The organism is Spirosoma koreense, from assembly GCF_054777875.1.
On the sequence record NZ_BAAHAC010000029.1, the window covers coordinates 268,548 to 284,717 of the forward strand.

21 protein-coding genes are annotated in these 16,170 nt (G+C 50.5%); 8 read left to right on the forward strand and 13 right to left on the reverse strand.

Annotated elements, in window-relative coordinates; translation table 11 throughout:
• Nucleotides 1-66 precede the first annotated feature (66 nt).
• The 4 genes from ACYVC2_RS28950 to rsmH form a co-directional block, all read right to left on the reverse strand.
• A complete protein-coding gene (locus ACYVC2_RS28950) occupies nt 67-1,608 on the reverse strand; it encodes a YifB family Mg chelatase-like AAA ATPase (protein WP_461108565.1) in 1,542 nt (513 codons plus the stop codon).
• A 112-nt stretch (nt 1,609-1,720) separates the two neighbouring features.
• Nucleotides 1,721-2,059, reverse strand: coding sequence for a hypothetical protein (locus ACYVC2_RS28955; protein WP_461108567.1), 339 nt, complete (start codon nt 2,057-2,059; stop codon nt 1,721-1,723).
• Entirely contained in the window at nt 2,038-2,493 is a 456-nt protein-coding gene (locus ACYVC2_RS28960) for a hypothetical protein (RefSeq protein WP_461108569.1), read from the reverse strand. The genes ACYVC2_RS28955 and ACYVC2_RS28960 overlap by 22 nt, the downstream gene beginning before the upstream one ends.
• A 91-nt stretch (nt 2,494-2,584) precedes the next feature.
• A complete protein-coding gene (rsmH, locus tag ACYVC2_RS28965; RefSeq protein WP_461108571.1) occupies nt 2,585-3,490 on the reverse strand; it encodes a 16S rRNA (cytosine(1402)-N(4))-methyltransferase RsmH in 906 nt (301 codons plus the stop codon).
• An 88-nt stretch (nt 3,491-3,578) separates the two neighbouring features.
• On the opposite strand from rsmH, the gene ACYVC2_RS28970 reads away from it, so the two are divergent.
• The 5 genes from ACYVC2_RS28970 (at nt 3,579) to ACYVC2_RS28990 (ending at nt 8,811) form a co-directional block, all read left to right on the forward strand.
• Nucleotides 3,579-4,844, forward strand: a complete 1,266-nt coding sequence (locus ACYVC2_RS28970) for a peroxiredoxin family protein (RefSeq protein ID WP_461108573.1) — start codon at nt 3,579-3,581, stop codon at nt 4,842-4,844.
• A gap of 158 nt (nt 4,845-5,002) precedes the next feature.
• The gene (locus ACYVC2_RS28975; RefSeq protein ID WP_461108575.1) at nt 5,003-5,473 is read left to right on the forward strand and encodes a MarR family winged helix-turn-helix transcriptional regulator; all 471 of its coding nucleotides are present in this window, start codon (nt 5,003-5,005) and stop codon (nt 5,471-5,473) included.
• A gap of 110 nt (nt 5,474-5,583) precedes the next feature.
• Nucleotides 5,584-6,063 (forward strand): hypothetical protein, encoded by a 480-nt coding sequence (locus ACYVC2_RS28980; RefSeq protein WP_461108577.1) that lies wholly within the window; start codon nt 5,584-5,586, stop codon nt 6,061-6,063.
• Between the two features lie 10 nt (nt 6,064-6,073).
• Nucleotides 6,074-8,509 (forward strand): 3-hydroxyacyl-CoA dehydrogenase/enoyl-CoA hydratase family protein, encoded by a 2,436-nt coding sequence (locus ACYVC2_RS28985; RefSeq protein ID WP_461108579.1) that lies wholly within the window; start codon nt 6,074-6,076, stop codon nt 8,507-8,509.
• A 71-nt stretch (nt 8,510-8,580) separates the two neighbouring features.
• Nucleotides 8,581-8,811, forward strand: coding sequence for a hypothetical protein (locus tag ACYVC2_RS28990; RefSeq protein ID WP_461108581.1), 231 nt, complete (start codon nt 8,581-8,583; stop codon nt 8,809-8,811).
• 38 nt (nt 8,812-8,849) lie between these two features.
• Here ACYVC2_RS28990 and ACYVC2_RS28995 read toward each other — a convergent pair whose 3' ends face one another.
• A complete protein-coding gene (locus ACYVC2_RS28995; protein ID WP_461108583.1) occupies nt 8,850-9,944 on the reverse strand; it encodes a hypothetical protein in 1,095 nt (364 codons plus the stop codon).
• Nucleotides 9,945-10,003: 59 nt separating this feature from the next.
• Between ACYVC2_RS28995 and ACYVC2_RS29000 the strand changes: the two genes are divergently transcribed.
• The gene (locus ACYVC2_RS29000; protein WP_461108585.1) at nt 10,004-10,672 is read left to right on the forward strand and encodes a DUF1345 domain-containing protein; all 669 of its coding nucleotides are present in this window, start codon (nt 10,004-10,006) and stop codon (nt 10,670-10,672) included.
• Here ACYVC2_RS29000 and ACYVC2_RS29005 read toward each other — a convergent pair whose 3' ends face one another.
• The 4 genes from ACYVC2_RS29005 to ACYVC2_RS29020 form a co-directional block, all read right to left on the reverse strand.
• Nucleotides 10,673-10,846, reverse strand: coding sequence for a hypothetical protein (locus ACYVC2_RS29005; RefSeq protein ID WP_461108587.1), 174 nt, complete (start codon nt 10,844-10,846; stop codon nt 10,673-10,675).
• Between the two features lie 185 nt (nt 10,847-11,031).
• Nucleotides 11,032-11,295 (reverse strand): PIN domain-containing protein, encoded by a 264-nt coding sequence (locus tag ACYVC2_RS29010; protein ID WP_461108589.1) that lies wholly within the window; start codon nt 11,293-11,295, stop codon nt 11,032-11,034.
• A gap of 15 nt (nt 11,296-11,310) precedes the next feature.
• Nucleotides 11,311-11,526: a hypothetical protein gene (locus ACYVC2_RS29015; RefSeq protein WP_461108591.1), complete on the reverse strand. Its 216-nt coding sequence runs from the start codon at nt 11,524-11,526 to the stop codon at nt 11,311-11,313.
• A 60-nt stretch (nt 11,527-11,586) separates the two neighbouring features.
• Nucleotides 11,587-12,822: a nucleoside recognition domain-containing protein gene (locus ACYVC2_RS29020; protein ID WP_461108593.1), complete on the reverse strand. Its 1,236-nt coding sequence runs from the start codon at nt 12,820-12,822 to the stop codon at nt 11,587-11,589.
• 233 nt (nt 12,823-13,055) lie between these two features.
• Between ACYVC2_RS29020 and ACYVC2_RS29025 the strand changes: the two genes are divergently transcribed.
• Both ACYVC2_RS29025 and ACYVC2_RS29030 read left to right on the forward strand, forming a co-directional pair.
• Nucleotides 13,056-13,649: a M15 family metallopeptidase gene (locus tag ACYVC2_RS29025; RefSeq protein ID WP_461109728.1), complete on the forward strand. Its 594-nt coding sequence runs from the start codon at nt 13,056-13,058 to the stop codon at nt 13,647-13,649.
• A 63-nt stretch (nt 13,650-13,712) separates the two neighbouring features.
• Entirely contained in the window at nt 13,713-14,768 is a 1,056-nt protein-coding gene (locus ACYVC2_RS29030; protein ID WP_461108595.1) for a M28 family peptidase, read from the forward strand.
• A gap of 224 nt (nt 14,769-14,992) precedes the next feature.
• Here ACYVC2_RS29030 and ACYVC2_RS29035 read toward each other — a convergent pair whose 3' ends face one another.
• From ACYVC2_RS29035 to ACYVC2_RS29050, 4 genes are all read right to left on the reverse strand, one after another.
• Nucleotides 14,993-15,169 carry a DUF6169 family protein gene (locus ACYVC2_RS29035; protein ID WP_461108597.1) on the reverse strand — a complete coding sequence of 59 codons (177 nt, stop codon included), beginning with the start codon at nt 15,167-15,169 and terminating at the stop codon, nt 14,993-14,995.
• Nucleotides 15,170-15,349: 180 nt separating this feature from the next.
• Nucleotides 15,350-15,484 (reverse strand): hypothetical protein, encoded by a 135-nt coding sequence (locus ACYVC2_RS29040; protein WP_461108599.1) that lies wholly within the window; start codon nt 15,482-15,484, stop codon nt 15,350-15,352.
• Nucleotides 15,485-15,588: 104 nt separating this feature from the next.
• Nucleotides 15,589-15,942 carry a DUF5615 family PIN-like protein gene (locus ACYVC2_RS29045; RefSeq protein ID WP_461108600.1) on the reverse strand — a complete coding sequence of 118 codons (354 nt, stop codon included), beginning with the start codon at nt 15,940-15,942 and terminating at the stop codon, nt 15,589-15,591.
• Nucleotides 15,939-16,160: a DUF433 domain-containing protein gene (locus tag ACYVC2_RS29050; protein WP_461108602.1), complete on the reverse strand. Its 222-nt coding sequence runs from the start codon at nt 16,158-16,160 to the stop codon at nt 15,939-15,941. Before ACYVC2_RS29050 ends, ACYVC2_RS29045 begins: the two co-directional genes overlap by 4 nt.
• Between the last annotated feature and the right edge of the window lie 10 nt (nt 16,161-16,170).

Genomic DNA, 16,170 nt, shown 5'->3' on the forward strand with positions numbered 1-16,170 from the left:
GCGCCAAAATTGAGCAAAGATTAACGAATAGCCTAACCTACAGCGCCAGACATCCATTTCTAAGACTTAGCCCGCCCAGCTTTCCCGATCTAAGCTCCGGTACTGAATGGCTTCGGCCAGGTGTTCAATCTTGATCTCCTCACTGGCGGCCAGATCGGCGATGGTGCGGGCTACTTTCAGAATCCGGTCATAAGCGCGGGCCGAAAGCCCCAGTCGTTCCATAGCCGTCCTGAGCAGCGCCCGACCGGCATCGTTGATCACACAGACCTCTTTGACCATCTGCGAAGGCATCATGGCGTTGCAATAAATACCCGGCTGGTCGGCAAAACGAGCGGTCTGAATCTCGCGTGCCCGGATTACCCGCTCCCGAATCGCTTCGCTGGTTTCGGCGGGCCGGTTGGCCGTCATCTGATCGAAGGAGACGGGTGTCACTTCGACGTGCAGATCGATCCGGTCGAGCAACGGGCCGCTCACTTTAGCGAGGTATTTTTGTACGACTCCAGGACCACAAACGCACTCTTTTTCGGGATGGTTGTAGTAGCCGCAGGGACACGGATTCATGCTGGCAATGAGCATAAAACTAGCCGGAAACTCTACGGCCCACTTTGCCCGCGAAATACTTACTTTTCGGTCTTCAAGCGGCTGCCGCATCACCTCCAGCGCCGACCGTTTGAACTCCGGCAGTTCGTCGAGAAACAGCACACCATTGTGGGCCAGCGAGATCTCGCCCGGCTGAGGAAAGCTTCCGCCACCAACCAGAGCCGCATCCGAAATGGTATGGTGAGGAGACCGGTAGGGACGGGTAGCGATCAGGTTAGCCCGCGTACCGAGTTTGCCGGCTACCGAATGAATTTTGGTCGTTTCTAAAGCTTCCTGCAAGGTTAACGGAGGCAAAATACTTGGTAAGCGCTTTGCCAGCATGGTTTTACCCGCGCCCGGCGGCCCGATCATGATCACGTTATGCCCACCCGCAGCGGCAATTTCCATCGCCCGCTTGATGTTTTCCTGCCCCTGTACGTGTGAGAAATCAGCGTCGTAGGCGTTGATCTGACTCAGGAACAGATCCCGCGTGTCGCTCACTACCGGTTCGATGTCTTTCTTTCCTTCAAAAAACTCGACCGCATCCTGCATGGTCGACACGCCAATCACATCCAGGTTATTGACAATGGCCGCTTCCTGTGCATTTTCGACGGGCAGCACAAACCCCTTATAGCCACGTTTACGCGCTTCGATGGCAATGGGCAAAACGCCTTTGATGGGTCGTAAAGCACCGTCGAGCGCCAGTTCGCCCATGATCACGTACTCATCCAGTTGGCGCTGAGTCGTCATTTGCTCCGACGCCTGCAGAACGCACAACGCAATGGGCAGATCGTAGGCCGACCCTTCCTTGCGGATATCTGCCGGGGCCAGGTTTACGACAACTTTCTGACGCGGCATGCGATAGCCAAAAAATTTCAGCGAGGCTTCTACCCGCTGTTCGCTTTCTTTGACGGCACTGTCGGGCAGGCCGACCAGGTGAAAATGCAATCCCTGCGCAACTGCGACTTCAATGGTAATGATGCTGGCATTCACGCCATAAACGGCCGCCCCGAAGGTTTTGGCTAACATAGCAGTATAAGTAAACGGACTAGAGCAATATGTATCAAAACTACGGAATGGATAGTCAATAAAAAACCGACCACTGAAAAATGGGTCGGTTTTCGAGAAGCCCGGTTTTCAATCAGGCATGAGCCGGTTCAATGACGGGAGTGATAAATTCATCAACGTCTTCGAGATCGATCCGTCGACGCGCCTGCTCAGCATCATCGAACACCCAGATCATTTGAATGTGCCGACGTACTTCCAGGGTTATATAGTTATCTAACTTACGGCTGACAGCAGCGATTTTATCCCGCATTCCATATGCCTTGAAAGAAGGTGTACCGACCACAACTACATATGATTCATTCCGGAAAAGAGTGGTTGCCGGAATCAGGTAAACACAGTCAAGTTGAACTCCATTGCTTTCGATTTTCTGAAAGGCTATATTCAGTTCGCTTACCAATGCTGTTTTATCCATTGCAATAGATAGTTGACCGAGTTCACAAAGTTCACAACATCGTCATGAGTCTTTTTAGCAATTATTTCATACCGATACTGCTCAGACCAGGCCTGCGCCCCAATTGTCGACCAACTATATTTAAGCTGGTCATCCAGACCTAATTCTGATTCCAATTTATAGTATAAACCAGATAACACCAACAACGTTCCGAAGTCGTGCGTCTTGAACTTCTGTACGATATCATCCTTCACTTTAGCGCTGTGTGGTTTCGATGAGTATGTATCGAAAAAATCATCGATATTTAGAGTTCTGCATATAGCTGACTTCAACGCGCATTCGACCGCATAGCCTGCCAGATAGAAGGCCCCATCGGGATAGTTTTCCGCCAGAAGGGTATCGGCTTCCTCCAGTCGCAAGATGGCTAATTCCTGAAATTCAGTACGTTTTGGCACAGTCGATTTGCAGTACTATGCCTTTAGACGCTCAATCTCGTAAAAGTAGCGTGGGTTTCCAGCTACGCAGCCGACAGGTAATAACGCTCGACTATAACTTCTCGGCAATGCGCAGTTTGGCGCTACGCGCGCGCGGGTTGCGGGCGATCTCGTCGGGTGTCGCTTCGATAGGTTTACGAGTCAACGACCGTAGCGGCTTGAGCTCATTGCCAAACAAATCCTTCTCAACTTCGCCCTGAAATTTACCTTTGTTGATGAAGTTTTTCACCAGCCGATCTTCGAGCGAATGATACGACATCACCACCAGCCGCCCGCCCGGTTTCAGAATATCCGGTACCTGCTCAAGAAACTCCTCCAGCACCTGTAATTCCTCGTTTACTTCGATTCGTAAGGCCTGAAAAACCTGCGCGAAATACTTGTTTTCCTTGCCGCGTGGTGCATACCGCTGAAGCGCATTTTTCAGATCATTTACCGTTTTCAGAGGTCGGTTCGAACGCGCCGATACCAGGGCGCCGGCGGCTGTTCGGGCATTAGTAATTTCTCCATACATACCCAGAATACGGTGCAGGTCAGCCTCTGAATACTCATTGACCACCTGTCGGGCCGTGCGGTCGGCATTCTGGTTCATGCGCATGTCGAGGTCGGCGTCGAAGCGGGTCGAGAAGCCGCGTTCGGGCGTGTCGATCTGGTGCGACGAAATGCCCAGATCGGCCAGGATACCGTCGACCTGCTCAGCTTTGTAGAGCCGCAGGTAGCGCTTGATGTTCCGAAAATTAGAAGCAACGAACGTGAGTCGGGGGTCGCCAATGGCCTGAGCGTTCGCTTTGGCGTCGGCATCCTGGTCGAAACCGAACAGGCGTCCGCCCTCCAGCTGGTGCAGGATTTCGCGACTGTGACCGCCCCCACCAAACGTAATGTCGACGTAGGTGCCGCCGGGCTGCAAATTCAGGCCGTCGATACAGGCTTGTAATAAAACGGGTTCGTGGTAATTACTCATTCAGAAACTAACCGGCTTTAGCGGTCGTTAAATTGAACAGTAGCGCTTAGCATTGATACAACCTGCACTCCGTGTCCATCATAAAAATATGAAAAATCTTCTCCTCCTTGCCGCTTTTACGCTGTTGTTATTGCCCGCTACGGCTTCCTGTCAGTCGGCTCCCGTTTCGCTTAAACCGGGTCAGTACCGCGCTGTTCTGAAAACCCGCGGGGGCGATCTGCCTTTCGGGCTGGACATTCAGCCTAACGCGGCCGATTCAAAAACCTATAAGGTGTTTGCGTTGAACGGAAGCGAGCGACTCCCCATGGACGCGGCTACCGTACAGGGCGATTCTCTGCTGATTCCGATGAAACTGTTCGATTCGGAACTGGTTGCAAAGATAGAGGGGAATACGCTCCGGGGTGTGTTTCGACGCTTCCGATTAGCGCAGTCGGCACAAACTTTACCGTTCGAAGCTCAATTTGGCGAAACGTATCGCTTCACGAAAGATGAAAAACCTAGCCCGACCAACGTAACCGGCAAATGGGCCACCGACTTTGGCAGCAAAACCGGCAAAGTCGACACGGTAAATGCCGTGGGCGTGTTCGAGCAGAAAGGTAGTCACCTGAGTGGCACTTTTCTGACCCCAACCGGCGATTACCGCTATCTGGACGGGAATGTAGTCGGCGACAGCCTGTTTCTGTCGTGCTTCGACGGTTCGCACGTGTATCTGTTCAAAGCCAAACATGATCCGGCTACCAAAATGCTCCACGGTGGTTTGTGGGCGGGCGTGTCGGGCTACGAGTCCTGGGTGGCCCGGTTCGATCCGAAGGCCGAATTAGCCGACCCGGCTAAACTGACCTATCTTAAACCCGGTTCGAAAACGCTTAATTTTTCGTTTCCAGAGCCTAACGGCAAAACTGTTTCGCTGGCAGACCCGCGTTTCAAAAATAAGGTCACTGTCGTTCAGATCATGGGATCGTGGTGCCCTAACTGCATGGACGAAACGAATTTCATGAGTCCGTGGTACAAGAAAAATAAGCAGCGGGGCGTCGAAGTGGTTGGGCTTTCGTTCGAGCGTTCACCCGAGATGGCCGTTTCCGGTCCAAAAATCGAGCGCATGAAACAGCGTTTTCAGATCGACTACCCGATCGTATTGGCCGGCACCAATGACAAAGCACAGGCCTCCAAAGCCCTGCCGGATCTAAACGCGGTAGTGGCCTTCCCGACCACTATTTTCATCGATAAAAAAGGGCAGGTCCGGCACATTCATACGGGATTTTCAGGCCCCGGAACCGGTATATATTATGATCAGTACGTCGAAGAATTCAACCGGCTGGTCGATAAGCTGGTGGCGGAACCAGGATTTAATTGACCCACTTTGATTTGTGCAGGCCACTTTTTGTGAAAGCTCAAATCATAGTCGATCACTGAAATCCCGTAAACTCCGGTTCAGATTATTATGCATGCATACTATTTCTCCGAAAAAATACCGAAATTTACGTGCTGAAGCTGAACAGGACGACACCGACTATGAAAAAGGAGAAAACCGTTGATTTTCACATAAAATGGGCCTGGCATTCGATCTCGCGCATGTACAACGCCTACGCGTCGCGCTTCGACATTACGATGGCGATTGGCTACGTGCTGCTGAACATCGACCTGGACGAAGGTACGCCCGCTACCAAGATCGGCCCGCTGCTGGGGATGGAGCCGCGTTCGCTGGTCCGGATGCTGAAAAACCTCGAAGAGCGCGGACTGATTCGGCGGGAAGTAGACGGCAACGACAAGCGATTTGTTAGAATCTACCTCACCGAAGAAGGCAAAGCCAAGCGCGAAATGGCCCGGGATGGAGTAATTCTGTTCAATAATATGGTTCGTGAAAAAATTCCGCTCGATAAGCTGGTTACGTTCTTCGACGTCATCAAAGAAATCAACCGCATGGTCGAGGAGGAGAACGCTCGTATCAAAGCTGCCGAACCCGAAGAGTTGCCACTGGATTAATTAGCCACGTTGATTCAAAAACATGATGATGCCCGTTTGTCACGTTCGTTAGTCTTATGGACGTTGTGGGTGTGTTCTACAGGAATAATCCAGCCAATCTGCCTAAGCATATGGACATCAGTCGAGAAGATGTAACGCATTTGTTTCAAAGTCTCAACGATCATCATGTTCACTATTTACTCGTGGGCGGTATGGCAACGGCCATCCACGGATATATTCGGGCAACGGAAGATCTGGATTTGTGGGTTCGGATCGGCGAGGATAACAAGCAGAACCTCATAGCAGCCTTGCTGGAAAACGATGTAGCAGGAGCCATCTACCTGAAAGATAGGTCTTTATTAGTTGGCTGGACCAGCGTAGTCGCCGGTAAGCGCGGATCTACGCTCGACATGGGGCATTCATTAAAGGCATTTTCAGACGAAGATTTCGATACGTGCTATACCCGTGCTGTTGATGCATCGTTTGATGGTGTCCCGTTCAAAGTGATCCACTTGAATGATTTGATCACCGAGAAACAGGCTACTGGACGGCTGAAGGACCTAAGTGACGTAGAGGAATTGATTAAACTAAGAGACAGAAATACAGATTGAACCCAAAACCATGGAAGCTACCCTGGATAAACCGAAGACTCAAACGAAAAACCGAACGATCCGGCGCGTAGCCGTGCTGGGGTCGGGTATTATGGGATCGCGCATTGCCGCTCACTTCGCCAACATCGGTGTGGATGTGCTGTTGCTCGATATTGTTCCGAACCAACCCAACGACGCCGAGCAAGCCAAAGGGCTCACTACCGACAGCCCAATCGTGCGGAATCGCATCGTAAATGACGCTTTCCAGACGATGCTTAAAGCTAGTCCGGCGTCGCTCTACAGCCCCAAAATTGCGCAACGGATCAAGCTGGGCAATTTCGACGACAACCTGAAAGAGATCGGCAACTACGATTGGGTCATTGAGGTGGTGGTCGAACGGCTGGATGTCAAACGGTCGGTTTATGAGCGCGTCGAGCAATTTCGCAAGCCGGGTACGCTCATTACGTCGAATACCTCGGGGATTCCGATGCAGTTGCTGGCCGAGGGCCGAAGCGAGGATTTCCGCCGAAATTTCTGTGGTACGCACTTCTTCAACCCGCCCCGCTACCTGCGGCTGCTGGAAATTATCCCCGGCCCCGATACCGACCCGTCGGTAGTGGATTTTCTGATGAACTACGGTGATTTGTTTCTCGGCAAAACAACTGTTCTGTGCAAAGACACGCCGGGTTTCATCGCCAACCGGCTCGGCATTCAGTCGCTGATTCAAACCATTCGTGTGGCCGAAGAACTGGGCCTGACGGTCGAAGAAGTCGATAAACTCACGGGACCAGTTGTCGGTCGGCCCAAGTCGGGTACGTTCCGGTTGTCGGATGTTGTGGGGCTAGATACGACCGTCAACGTAGCAGGCAACCTGGTGAAGATGGAGCACGACGAGTCGCGGGCTTCGTTTGAACTGCCGGAGTCGGTCAGGAAACTAATGGAAAACAAATGGCTGGGCGATAAAACCGGTCAGGGGTATTACAAGAAAACCAAAGATGAGAAAGGCCAGACGCTCATTCTGGCGCTCGACCTGAAAACATTCGAGTACAAACCCTCCCAGAAAGTCAAATTCGCCACGCTGGAGAGCACCAAGGCCATCGATAATCTCAAAAAGCGCTTTCCGGTGCTGCTGGCTGGTCAGGACAAAGCCGGTGAATTCTACCGCCGTACCTTCGCCGACGGCTTCCGATACGCCACCTACCGTATACCCGAAATTTCGGACGAACTCTACCGCATCGATGCCGCGATAACGGCCGGTTTCGGCTGGCAGATGGGTCTGTTCGAAACCTGGGATGCCGTCGGCGTTCAGAAAGGCGTCGAGCTGATCGAAGCGCTGGGTCAGAAACCCGCACAATGGGTTTACGACATGCTCGATGCCGGCTACACCAGTTTCTACAAAATCGAGAACGGCAAGCGCAAGTACTACGATATTCAGACGAAGAGCTATAAGGCGATTCCGGGTACGGATGCGTTCATCATTCTGGAGAATCTGAGCAACAACGTCGTCTGGAAAAATTCGGATGCGTCGATTTACGACCTCGGCGACGGTATTCTGAACGTCGAATTCCGCAGCAAGATGAACACCTTCGGGCAGGGCGTATCGGAAGCGTTGCTGAAAGGCGTATCATTGGCCGAAAAAGATTTTCGTGGTTTGGTCGTCGGTAACGATTCGCCGGAGGCTTTTTCGGCGGGGGCCAATCTGGCTACGCTGTTCATGTTTGCTGTCGAGCAGGAATTCGACGAAGTCAACCTGATGATCGCTCAGTTTCAGAAGCTGATTACCCGTCTGCGTTATTCATCCATTCCGGTCATTGTAGCCCCGCACACGCTCACACTCGGGGGCGGCTGCGAAGCGGTGCTGCACGCCGACCGGGTCGTGGCCCACGCCGAAAGCTACATCGGTCTGGTCGAAGTGGGCGTCGGTCTGATTCCGGCAGGTGGCGGCACCAAAGAAATGGCGGCCCGCGCTTCGGACCTGTACCAGACCGGCGATCCGGAGCTGAACATTCTGCAAAGTGTGTTTATGAACATTGCCACGGCGAAGGTCTCGACCTCGGCCCAGGAAGCCCGCGAGATGAACTACCTCCGTGCAACCGATCAGATTGTGCTGAACCGGAGTCGCCTGCTGGCCGAAGCCAAACAGGCCGCTGTCGAACTGGCCGACAACGGTTATACGCAGCCGAAACCGCGTACCGACATCAAGGTGCAGGGGAAAACCGGTATTGCACTCTTCAAAGCGGGGATTGCGGCCATGCGCATGGGCAACTACATTTCGGACCACGACGTAAAAATTGCCGACAAACTAGCTTATGTCATCTGTGGTGGCGATCTGAGTAGTCCGCAGAACGTATCGGAACAGTATTTGCTGGATCTAGAGCGCGAAGCCTTTCTTTCCTTAACCGGAGAAAAGAAAACGTTAGAACGGATTCAGAGCCTGCTGACGGGCGGTAAAGCGCTGCGGAATTAAGGAGTTTTCGGGTGCCAGAATCTTAATTTTGTCACCCGAAATCATTCTCGTAATCGAAACACAGGAAGGCTATGAGCGCGATACGAATCCGTACCAAAATCACGCAAAATCATGAGTTGATTTTACGTGATTTGCTTTTAGCAGAAGGTAAAAAAGTAGAGGTTATTATTCTGGAAGACGATTCAGACAATGTTGTAAATCTGTCTATTACTGAACATTTTCCACTGCGTGGTAAAGCAATCCGGTTCGACAGTCCATTTGATTCCTCAACCAACGAAACCGACTGGGAAGCCACCCAATGATTCTGCTCGATACACACATGTGGGTCTGTGTTGAAATTTTAAACACGGTACGTCTTCAGCCACTGTTTCAGGCGGTTGGGTTCAGCCAGGATTTTGAGGTCGGATTTGAGTTGTTTGATGTCCCGCTTCAGCTGCGCGATGTCGCTGTTGAGGCTAAACTCCAGCGCGATCGGTGAACTGATCGTGGACGTAGACCGACCAGTCATGGCCGCCAGTTGACTCTGCAAGGTAACGATTTCATTATCCAGCTCCCCAGCCTGCTGTTTCAGAATTTTGTTATAATAGTTAAGTTGCTGTTCGGCCAGGTTTTCAAGGTGTGTCTGGTCAATGCGCTCAAATTCGAGTTGCAGACGCAGTAAAGCCAGCAGATCGCTTTTTTCGTAGGCATCCGTTACGCGGTGCATGATCTCGGTCTTGCGCTGTTTCTCGGCCTCGTCGGGTTCCCGATCCGGGTGAAAGGCTTTGACCAAGTCCATGTAGAGCATACGAACGGCCTTCGTGATATTCCGTTCTTCGGCCAGTTTCCGGGCTTCACGCGCCTGCTGTTTTTCCGATTTCGGTTTCTTCGCGCGTCGTTCGGCGGCCTGTTGCCGACGGCCTGCTTCAGCCGCTTCCTGCTGCGCCATCTGCTCCTCCACATAAGCCGTCATCTTCTGTGGATCGCTCACATCGACGTTTTCGTCGAACTGAATACCAAACATACTGCTCATCATTTCCTTCATCAACTCGGCGGTCTGCTGGTCCGAACCGGCGTTGGTTTTATCGAAGCCCTGTGTATCGTACTTGTCGTAAATCGGCTTGAGATCGTCCATACCGTACTGCTCGATCAGGTCGAAAGCCAGCTTTTGAATGAGATCAGCCAGCTTTTTCTTTTCTGTTTTGACGAAGTCGTTGCTGGCACAGGCCCGGTCGAACAGGCGAACCAGATCGGCCCGAAACTGACTGAACTGTTCCACCAGCGGCCGGTAGTCGGTTTGCACCCGCTGCTGAATGTTCTGGGCTACTTCCCGCAGGTCGTGCAGGTCGCTATTGAGCTTTTCGATCTTGTGGATGAGTCGATTGAACTCCTTCTGCGCCTTTGAAAGAACAGGCTGCTCTTTCCTGGACCCGATCTGAACAATATGATTCGCCATCCGAAAGCTCGTAATTGAAGTTGTATCGTTATCTATGCAATCTGTTCTGTTTTCAGACTATGCTTTCGTCACTCATTCACCGAATCAGTCGCTTCGATTCCAGCCACCGGTTAAGCATCGCCCTGAGTACTGCCCTGATTGTCGCCTTGGCAGCGCCTGGTGCTTTATTCTCATCGATTCACCTGACACTTGTCTGGGTTGTTTTTGCCGTCACGATGTTGATTCTGGCCTGGATAACCATTTTTGTGGCGCATCCCCGCGATCTGCCGAACCTGTCTCAGATGGAAGATTCGAGCCGGATTCTGATTCTGATCTTTGCCGTAGCTGCGGCTATCGCCAGTTTATTTGCCGTAATCGACGTGCTTGGCTCAACGAGTAAAACCGATCCGAATCATCCACAAAAGGTGTTATTAGCGATTCTTGCCATCACCACTGGCTGGGGAGTGCTCCATACGGTTTTTACGCTCCGATATGCACACCTTTTTTACGGCAATGACCCCGCCCAGAAGCGTCGGCCGGGTGGCCTCGATTTTCCCCACGAATCGGAACCCGATTATCTTGATTTCGCTTATTTTTCTTTTGTGATTGGCATGACCAGCCAAGTATCCGACGTAACGATCGGCTCGCGATCCATCCGCCGAACAGCGCTGATGCACGGTATCCTCTCATTTGGGTTCAACGCCATCATTATTGCCCTGACCATCAGCGGCCTTTCAGGAATCATCTGATTAGCGGTTGCCCGAACGAGCCTGCCGTTTGGCCTTCTCGGCCTGTTCTTTTTCGTACGCTTCCCGCTGTCGTTTTTCGGAGAGCAGGTTTCGATAGAGGCCATTCAGTACATAGACGTCGTCTACTTCATCGATGAGCCGGTGGATTTGTTCACGAACCTGGTTAATATTCATAGCAATGAGTTTGTTGAGTCGGATTCGTCAGTTGGGCTAAACAGTTCATCCAGGATTATCACGTTAGTGAATCCTTTTGTTCGCAAACCGGTAGCCAGGAGTTTATCGCGGATAATGAAAATATAATTAAACTCTATGGCAAGAGCTACATAGACCATATCCTCCCGGTCTATACCTTACATAACTCAAAGGCAGCAAGGTAGCTTCGTAATCGAGATGACAAAGTTTGGAAGAACAATTACCCGGTTGAATAAATCGACGGTGTAGGCTTTCAACTCCGCCGGTGTCTGCTTCGTCTTTTCTACAATCAGATTTTGATATTCCTGCAATTCCTGAAGCGCATAATCCGGTAGAAAAATTCGGTTTTCACGAGCGAGTTTCAGATAGCTTTCTTTACCGCTGATAAGAGCACTGAAGATAACGTTAGCGTCCGTTACGTAATTAGTCATTCGGCAAGATGTCCTTCAATACAGTGCTACTGTATTCTGCCCAGGCTCTTTTTTTGCTTCCTTCGTCAATTCATCATGATCCAGACCGTGTGCCTCCAGCGTGGCTTTTACTTTAAGTGCTTTTAGACGAAGTTCTTCCCAATCCATCTGTTTCTGGATCTTTTCCTGAACGGCTTCCATCCCGTAATGAGCAATTACCTCATCACTCACCTGTATCTGTATCGTTGACATAACTAGGTTTGTATTGGTTAAGCTGTTTACTAAATATAACGAATTCCGGGTCTGTTTGGGTCAGTGAAAAAAGAAATATCCTAAGGCAATGCCAGCCACGATACCGACAAAATCAGCGAATAATCCATACGGAATAGCATACCGGGAATTTCGGATGCCGACCGATCCGAAGTACAGGGCTACGATGTAAAACGTTGTATCGGCCGATCCCTGAAAGATGCAGACCAGCCTCCCGACAAATGAATCCGGACCAAACTGCTTCATGGAATCGATCATCAGCGCCCGCGCTCCTGCCCCACTCAGCGGCTTCATGAGCGCCACCGGCAACGCATCGGTAAAGTCGGTATTCATCCCGGTCAGCGCAAACAGGTATTTCAGGCCACCGACCAGGTAATCCATGGCCCCCGCATTCCGGAAAGCACCGATGGCGACCAGCATGCCCACCAGATAGGGAATGATTTTTACGGTCGTTTCGAACCCACCTTTAGCGCCATCGATGAACGTCTCGAAAATGGGTACTTTTCGCCATAGCGCTCCCAGCAGAAAAGAAACGACGATCGTCAGCAGAATCAGATTACCGACTACTTTCGAAATGGTTTCAATTTCTTCCTTGGGCCGGCCCGACAAAGACCATAGCGCCAGACCAAGCAGGGTGGTTATGCCACCCAGCCAGCCCAATACCGTGCCATTCAACAGATTGATCCGCTGCCTGATCCCGACGGCAATCAACGCGATAACGGTGGTTACGTAAGTGCCGATGACACAGGGGATAAACACGTCGGAAGGGTCTTTGGCCCCCAGAATCGCCCGCTGCGCCATGATGCTCAAGGGAATGGCCTGTAGCCCCGAAGTGTGCAGCACAAGAAACATGATCTGCGCGTTGGAGGCTGCTTCTTTGTTCGGATTCAGCTCCTGCAGGCTCGCCATGGCCCGAAGTCCAAAAGGAGTTGCGGCATTGTCCAGACCCAGCAGATTGGCCGAAAAATTCATAATCATTTGCCCGTTGGCAGGGTGATTTTTAGGCACTTCCGGAAACAACTTATTAAAAAATGGCCCAATAATGCGAGCCATCAGGTTAATAGCCCCGGCTTTTTCGCCCACATTGAGCAGACCCAGAAAAAAAGTCATAACCCCCGCCAGCGGCAAGGCAATGTCTATAACGGCCACTTTCGACGACTCGAACAATCCTTCGACAATGAGTTTAAAAATTTCGGTGTCTCCCAGAAAAATCAGTTTGGCCAGTGCCACCAAAAATGCAATCACGAAGAAAGCAACCCAGATGTAGTTTAGTGCCATCGTTAAAAAACGAGTGTAAGCGTCGATAAGCGCAGGCGTATTTCCGCAGCAGAAGACGCTTCGCTCCTATCATATAGTTCGGTTAGAAATCCTGTAAGTTTACGCGAACATTCGTCTCAAACCAATTCCGACGTAGCGTAATCATGCGGTCCGTATTTCTTTCTGTGTTTGTTTTCTCGGTTTTTCGGGCATTTACGCCTGCGCTCTTTGCCCAATCCAGTGCTGAGCAGGCCATGATCAGACAAGGGTTGGTCGACGTGCAGAAGGTCGATCCGAGCATTCTGGTTGAGCTCAAATATTCGACAACCGACAATTTTGTTGGGAAAGACGTGTACGACGACCTAACGCGGGCGTATCTGCAACCTATGGCCGCTCAGAAACTGGCCGCAGCCAGCCATTACCTACAAATCCATCACCCGGACTTACGCCTGCTGGTTTACGATGCCGCCCGGCCACGCACCGCCCAATGGAAACTCTGGAATGCCTTACCCAATTTACCCGAACGGGAGCGGCAGAAGTACGTCGCCGATCCACGCCAGGGATCGATTCATAGCTACGGTTGCGCCGTCGACCTGACAGTTGCGACGAAAGATGGCAAACCACTGGACATGGGCACGAAATACGACTACTTTGGCGAACTGGCGTACCCCTCGCGGGAACCGGAATTACTGAAAGCCGGTAAGCTGACCCAGCGACAGATCGACAACCGGCAAATTTTGCGGACGGCCATGCTGGCGGGTGGTTTCAGCCGTATCGAGTTTGAATGGTGGCATTTCAACGCGCTCTCACGCGCGAAAGCGAAAATGATGTTTCGGATTGTTGAGTAAACAACGTCAATAAATTCGTTTTGCCCGTTAGCTCCATAGCCACATTATTGAAGCGAGACGATTATGCATTTGGCCGTTGCAAAACTGCTTTTATACCTCTTCTTAGGATTCATCGTACCAACGTTTGCCTATACACAACCGGATATCTCGCAGGCTTATGTATCGACCTCATTGCTCAAAAAGTATGTCTATACATTGGCATCCGACAGTATGCAGGGTCGCCAAACGGGCACGACTGGCCAGTTGAAAGCAGCACTTTATTGCACACAAGTTTTCCGGAATCATCATTTAGCCCCCGTTTTCCGGCTCGATTCAGTACGTGGGACTTACCGACAGCCCTACACTTTCAGCATCGTAGATGCGGCCCTTTTCGGCAATTCACGCGTTACCTATAAAAAGTATGAACTAACTCCTGTTTCATTAACTGCCTCCGATAGTAGCCAGGTATATTTGGGTCACAATGTAGCGGGTTTACGGGTTGGCACCGATTTAAAACAGGAAGTTCTTGTTCTTTCAGCGCATTACGATCACTTAGGCTTCTCGGGAGGGCGAATTTTTCACGGTGCCGACGATAATGCGTCGGGAACGGCTACGGTGCTAAGCATAGCCGCTCTGGTTGATAGTTTAGCGCAGCAGGGCATTCGACCGCGCCGAAGTCTTCTGTTTGTATTGTTTTCGGGGGAAGAAGGCGGCTTGCTGGGCTCTGACTTTTTTCTCCAGAACAGCCCAATTCCACTAAAACAACTAGTCTGTGATCTTAACGTAGATATGATCGGGCGGGTCGATTATCACCATCGCACAAACCCGGATTATTGTTATTTACTTACTGGTGAACAGGCAACTACTCTGTTGAATGTGGTGGAAATCGCGAATAAGCAATCGGTCAATCTGGCCCTGAATCGTGAGGGGTACGATACGAAGACCGATCCCCAACAGTACTTCTACCGGTCGGATCAGTACAACTTTTTCAAGCATGGGATTCCAGCTCTCTTCTTCACAAGCGGTGAGCATGCCGATTATCACAAACCCTCCGACACGGCCGATAAAATAAATTACGAGGTTTTACAAAAACGCGCCACCCTGATCTTTCAAACCCTGTGGCGTCTGGCAAATAGCTAGATAAACGTATTCGTTGAACTTAGTTCCTATAGAGAGCAAGCAGATAATCTGGGGTTTTACTTTTCTGAGTTGTACTGCTCATCAAGCCGGTTAAACTCGTCTATGATACTGTGGAGGTCCGGATGGTTACGTCGAAAAATTAAGGATATATAGTATGCAAGGCCGTTCGTATCCGGAAACTGCGTATCAATTTTTAAATAATTGAAATCCGTAAACTCCCGAAACTAGACATCAAACTTACGGACACGAGCCATGTGCCGGGCGTCGGCCGTTTCGCAGATGTAGAGTAAGATTCGTTCTTTGTTCGAGAAGAAGTCCCGGCAGATAGCAATAACAGTTGGACCGATTGCCGGATCGGCCCGAAGTTTGTCAGCGGTGGGTCGTATCAGCTCAATGACCAATTCATAAACCTAGTCACCCAATTGAGGTAAGTTTACAAATAGATAGGGCGTTGGTTTAAACTTAATAGAATAGGCAGCTCCCTGCTCCGTCGTAAAGAAGTACTGACTTATAGAAGAGGCTACATATTTAAAACTATACGGCTTGGGTTTTTCTTACGACATTATGCTGGTCTAATTCTTTTATGACACGTGTATCTCGGGGTCGGTTTTGAACGATTCCCGCATCTGTCGTTTCGTTTCCCGCTTCTCAAGCGCCAGCCGACGTAACAAGGCCAGGGTTTTGTTAGGTGCTTCGTCTGGATTCAATGGTTTCATAATCTTGATTCGTTACCTACGTAAAGATAATCGTTTACTACTCAAAACACCAGATTATCGATCAGCCGAACGTGGCTTAACTGGGTCTTCAGGCAGAAGTGATTTCAAAACCAGACTTTCATCCACTGCTGATTGAGCTCAATCACCTGAGCGGTTTCTAACTCAATGATCAATTGCTCAATAGACGCTCTGAACACATCTAGTAGGGGTCTATTTCGTAAGTTACCCGTCGTCACATATATTAGTTTATAAGGCTGCTGCTTTATTAAATATGTATTCAGGAAATCAACATCTTTTGTAATAACAATTCGCTGCTCTACCATACTCCGTTCGCAGATATCTCCGTCCGGTATGGAGGTATCGGTCAGTAAACTTGAAACATGAACGGCATCGTGTCCTTTCGAAATTAGCCATTCCGCCAGCAAGTAAGGTAATTGTTCATCAACAAGAAACTTCATGCCGCAAGTGGAAGCACCCTGAAATGAGCCAGTTGAACAGCGTATTCAATACTGGCTTTAATATCATCAGCCTCAAGGCCTGGGTAATCGATTAACAACTCGTCCCAGGTGGCTCCCCCCGCCAACAATTCCAGGATGGTCGTGACCAACAGACGCGAGCCGCGAATCGTTGGCTTTCCGTGACATATGTTTGGATCAATCGTGATTCGAGGCTTCATAGTCTATTTT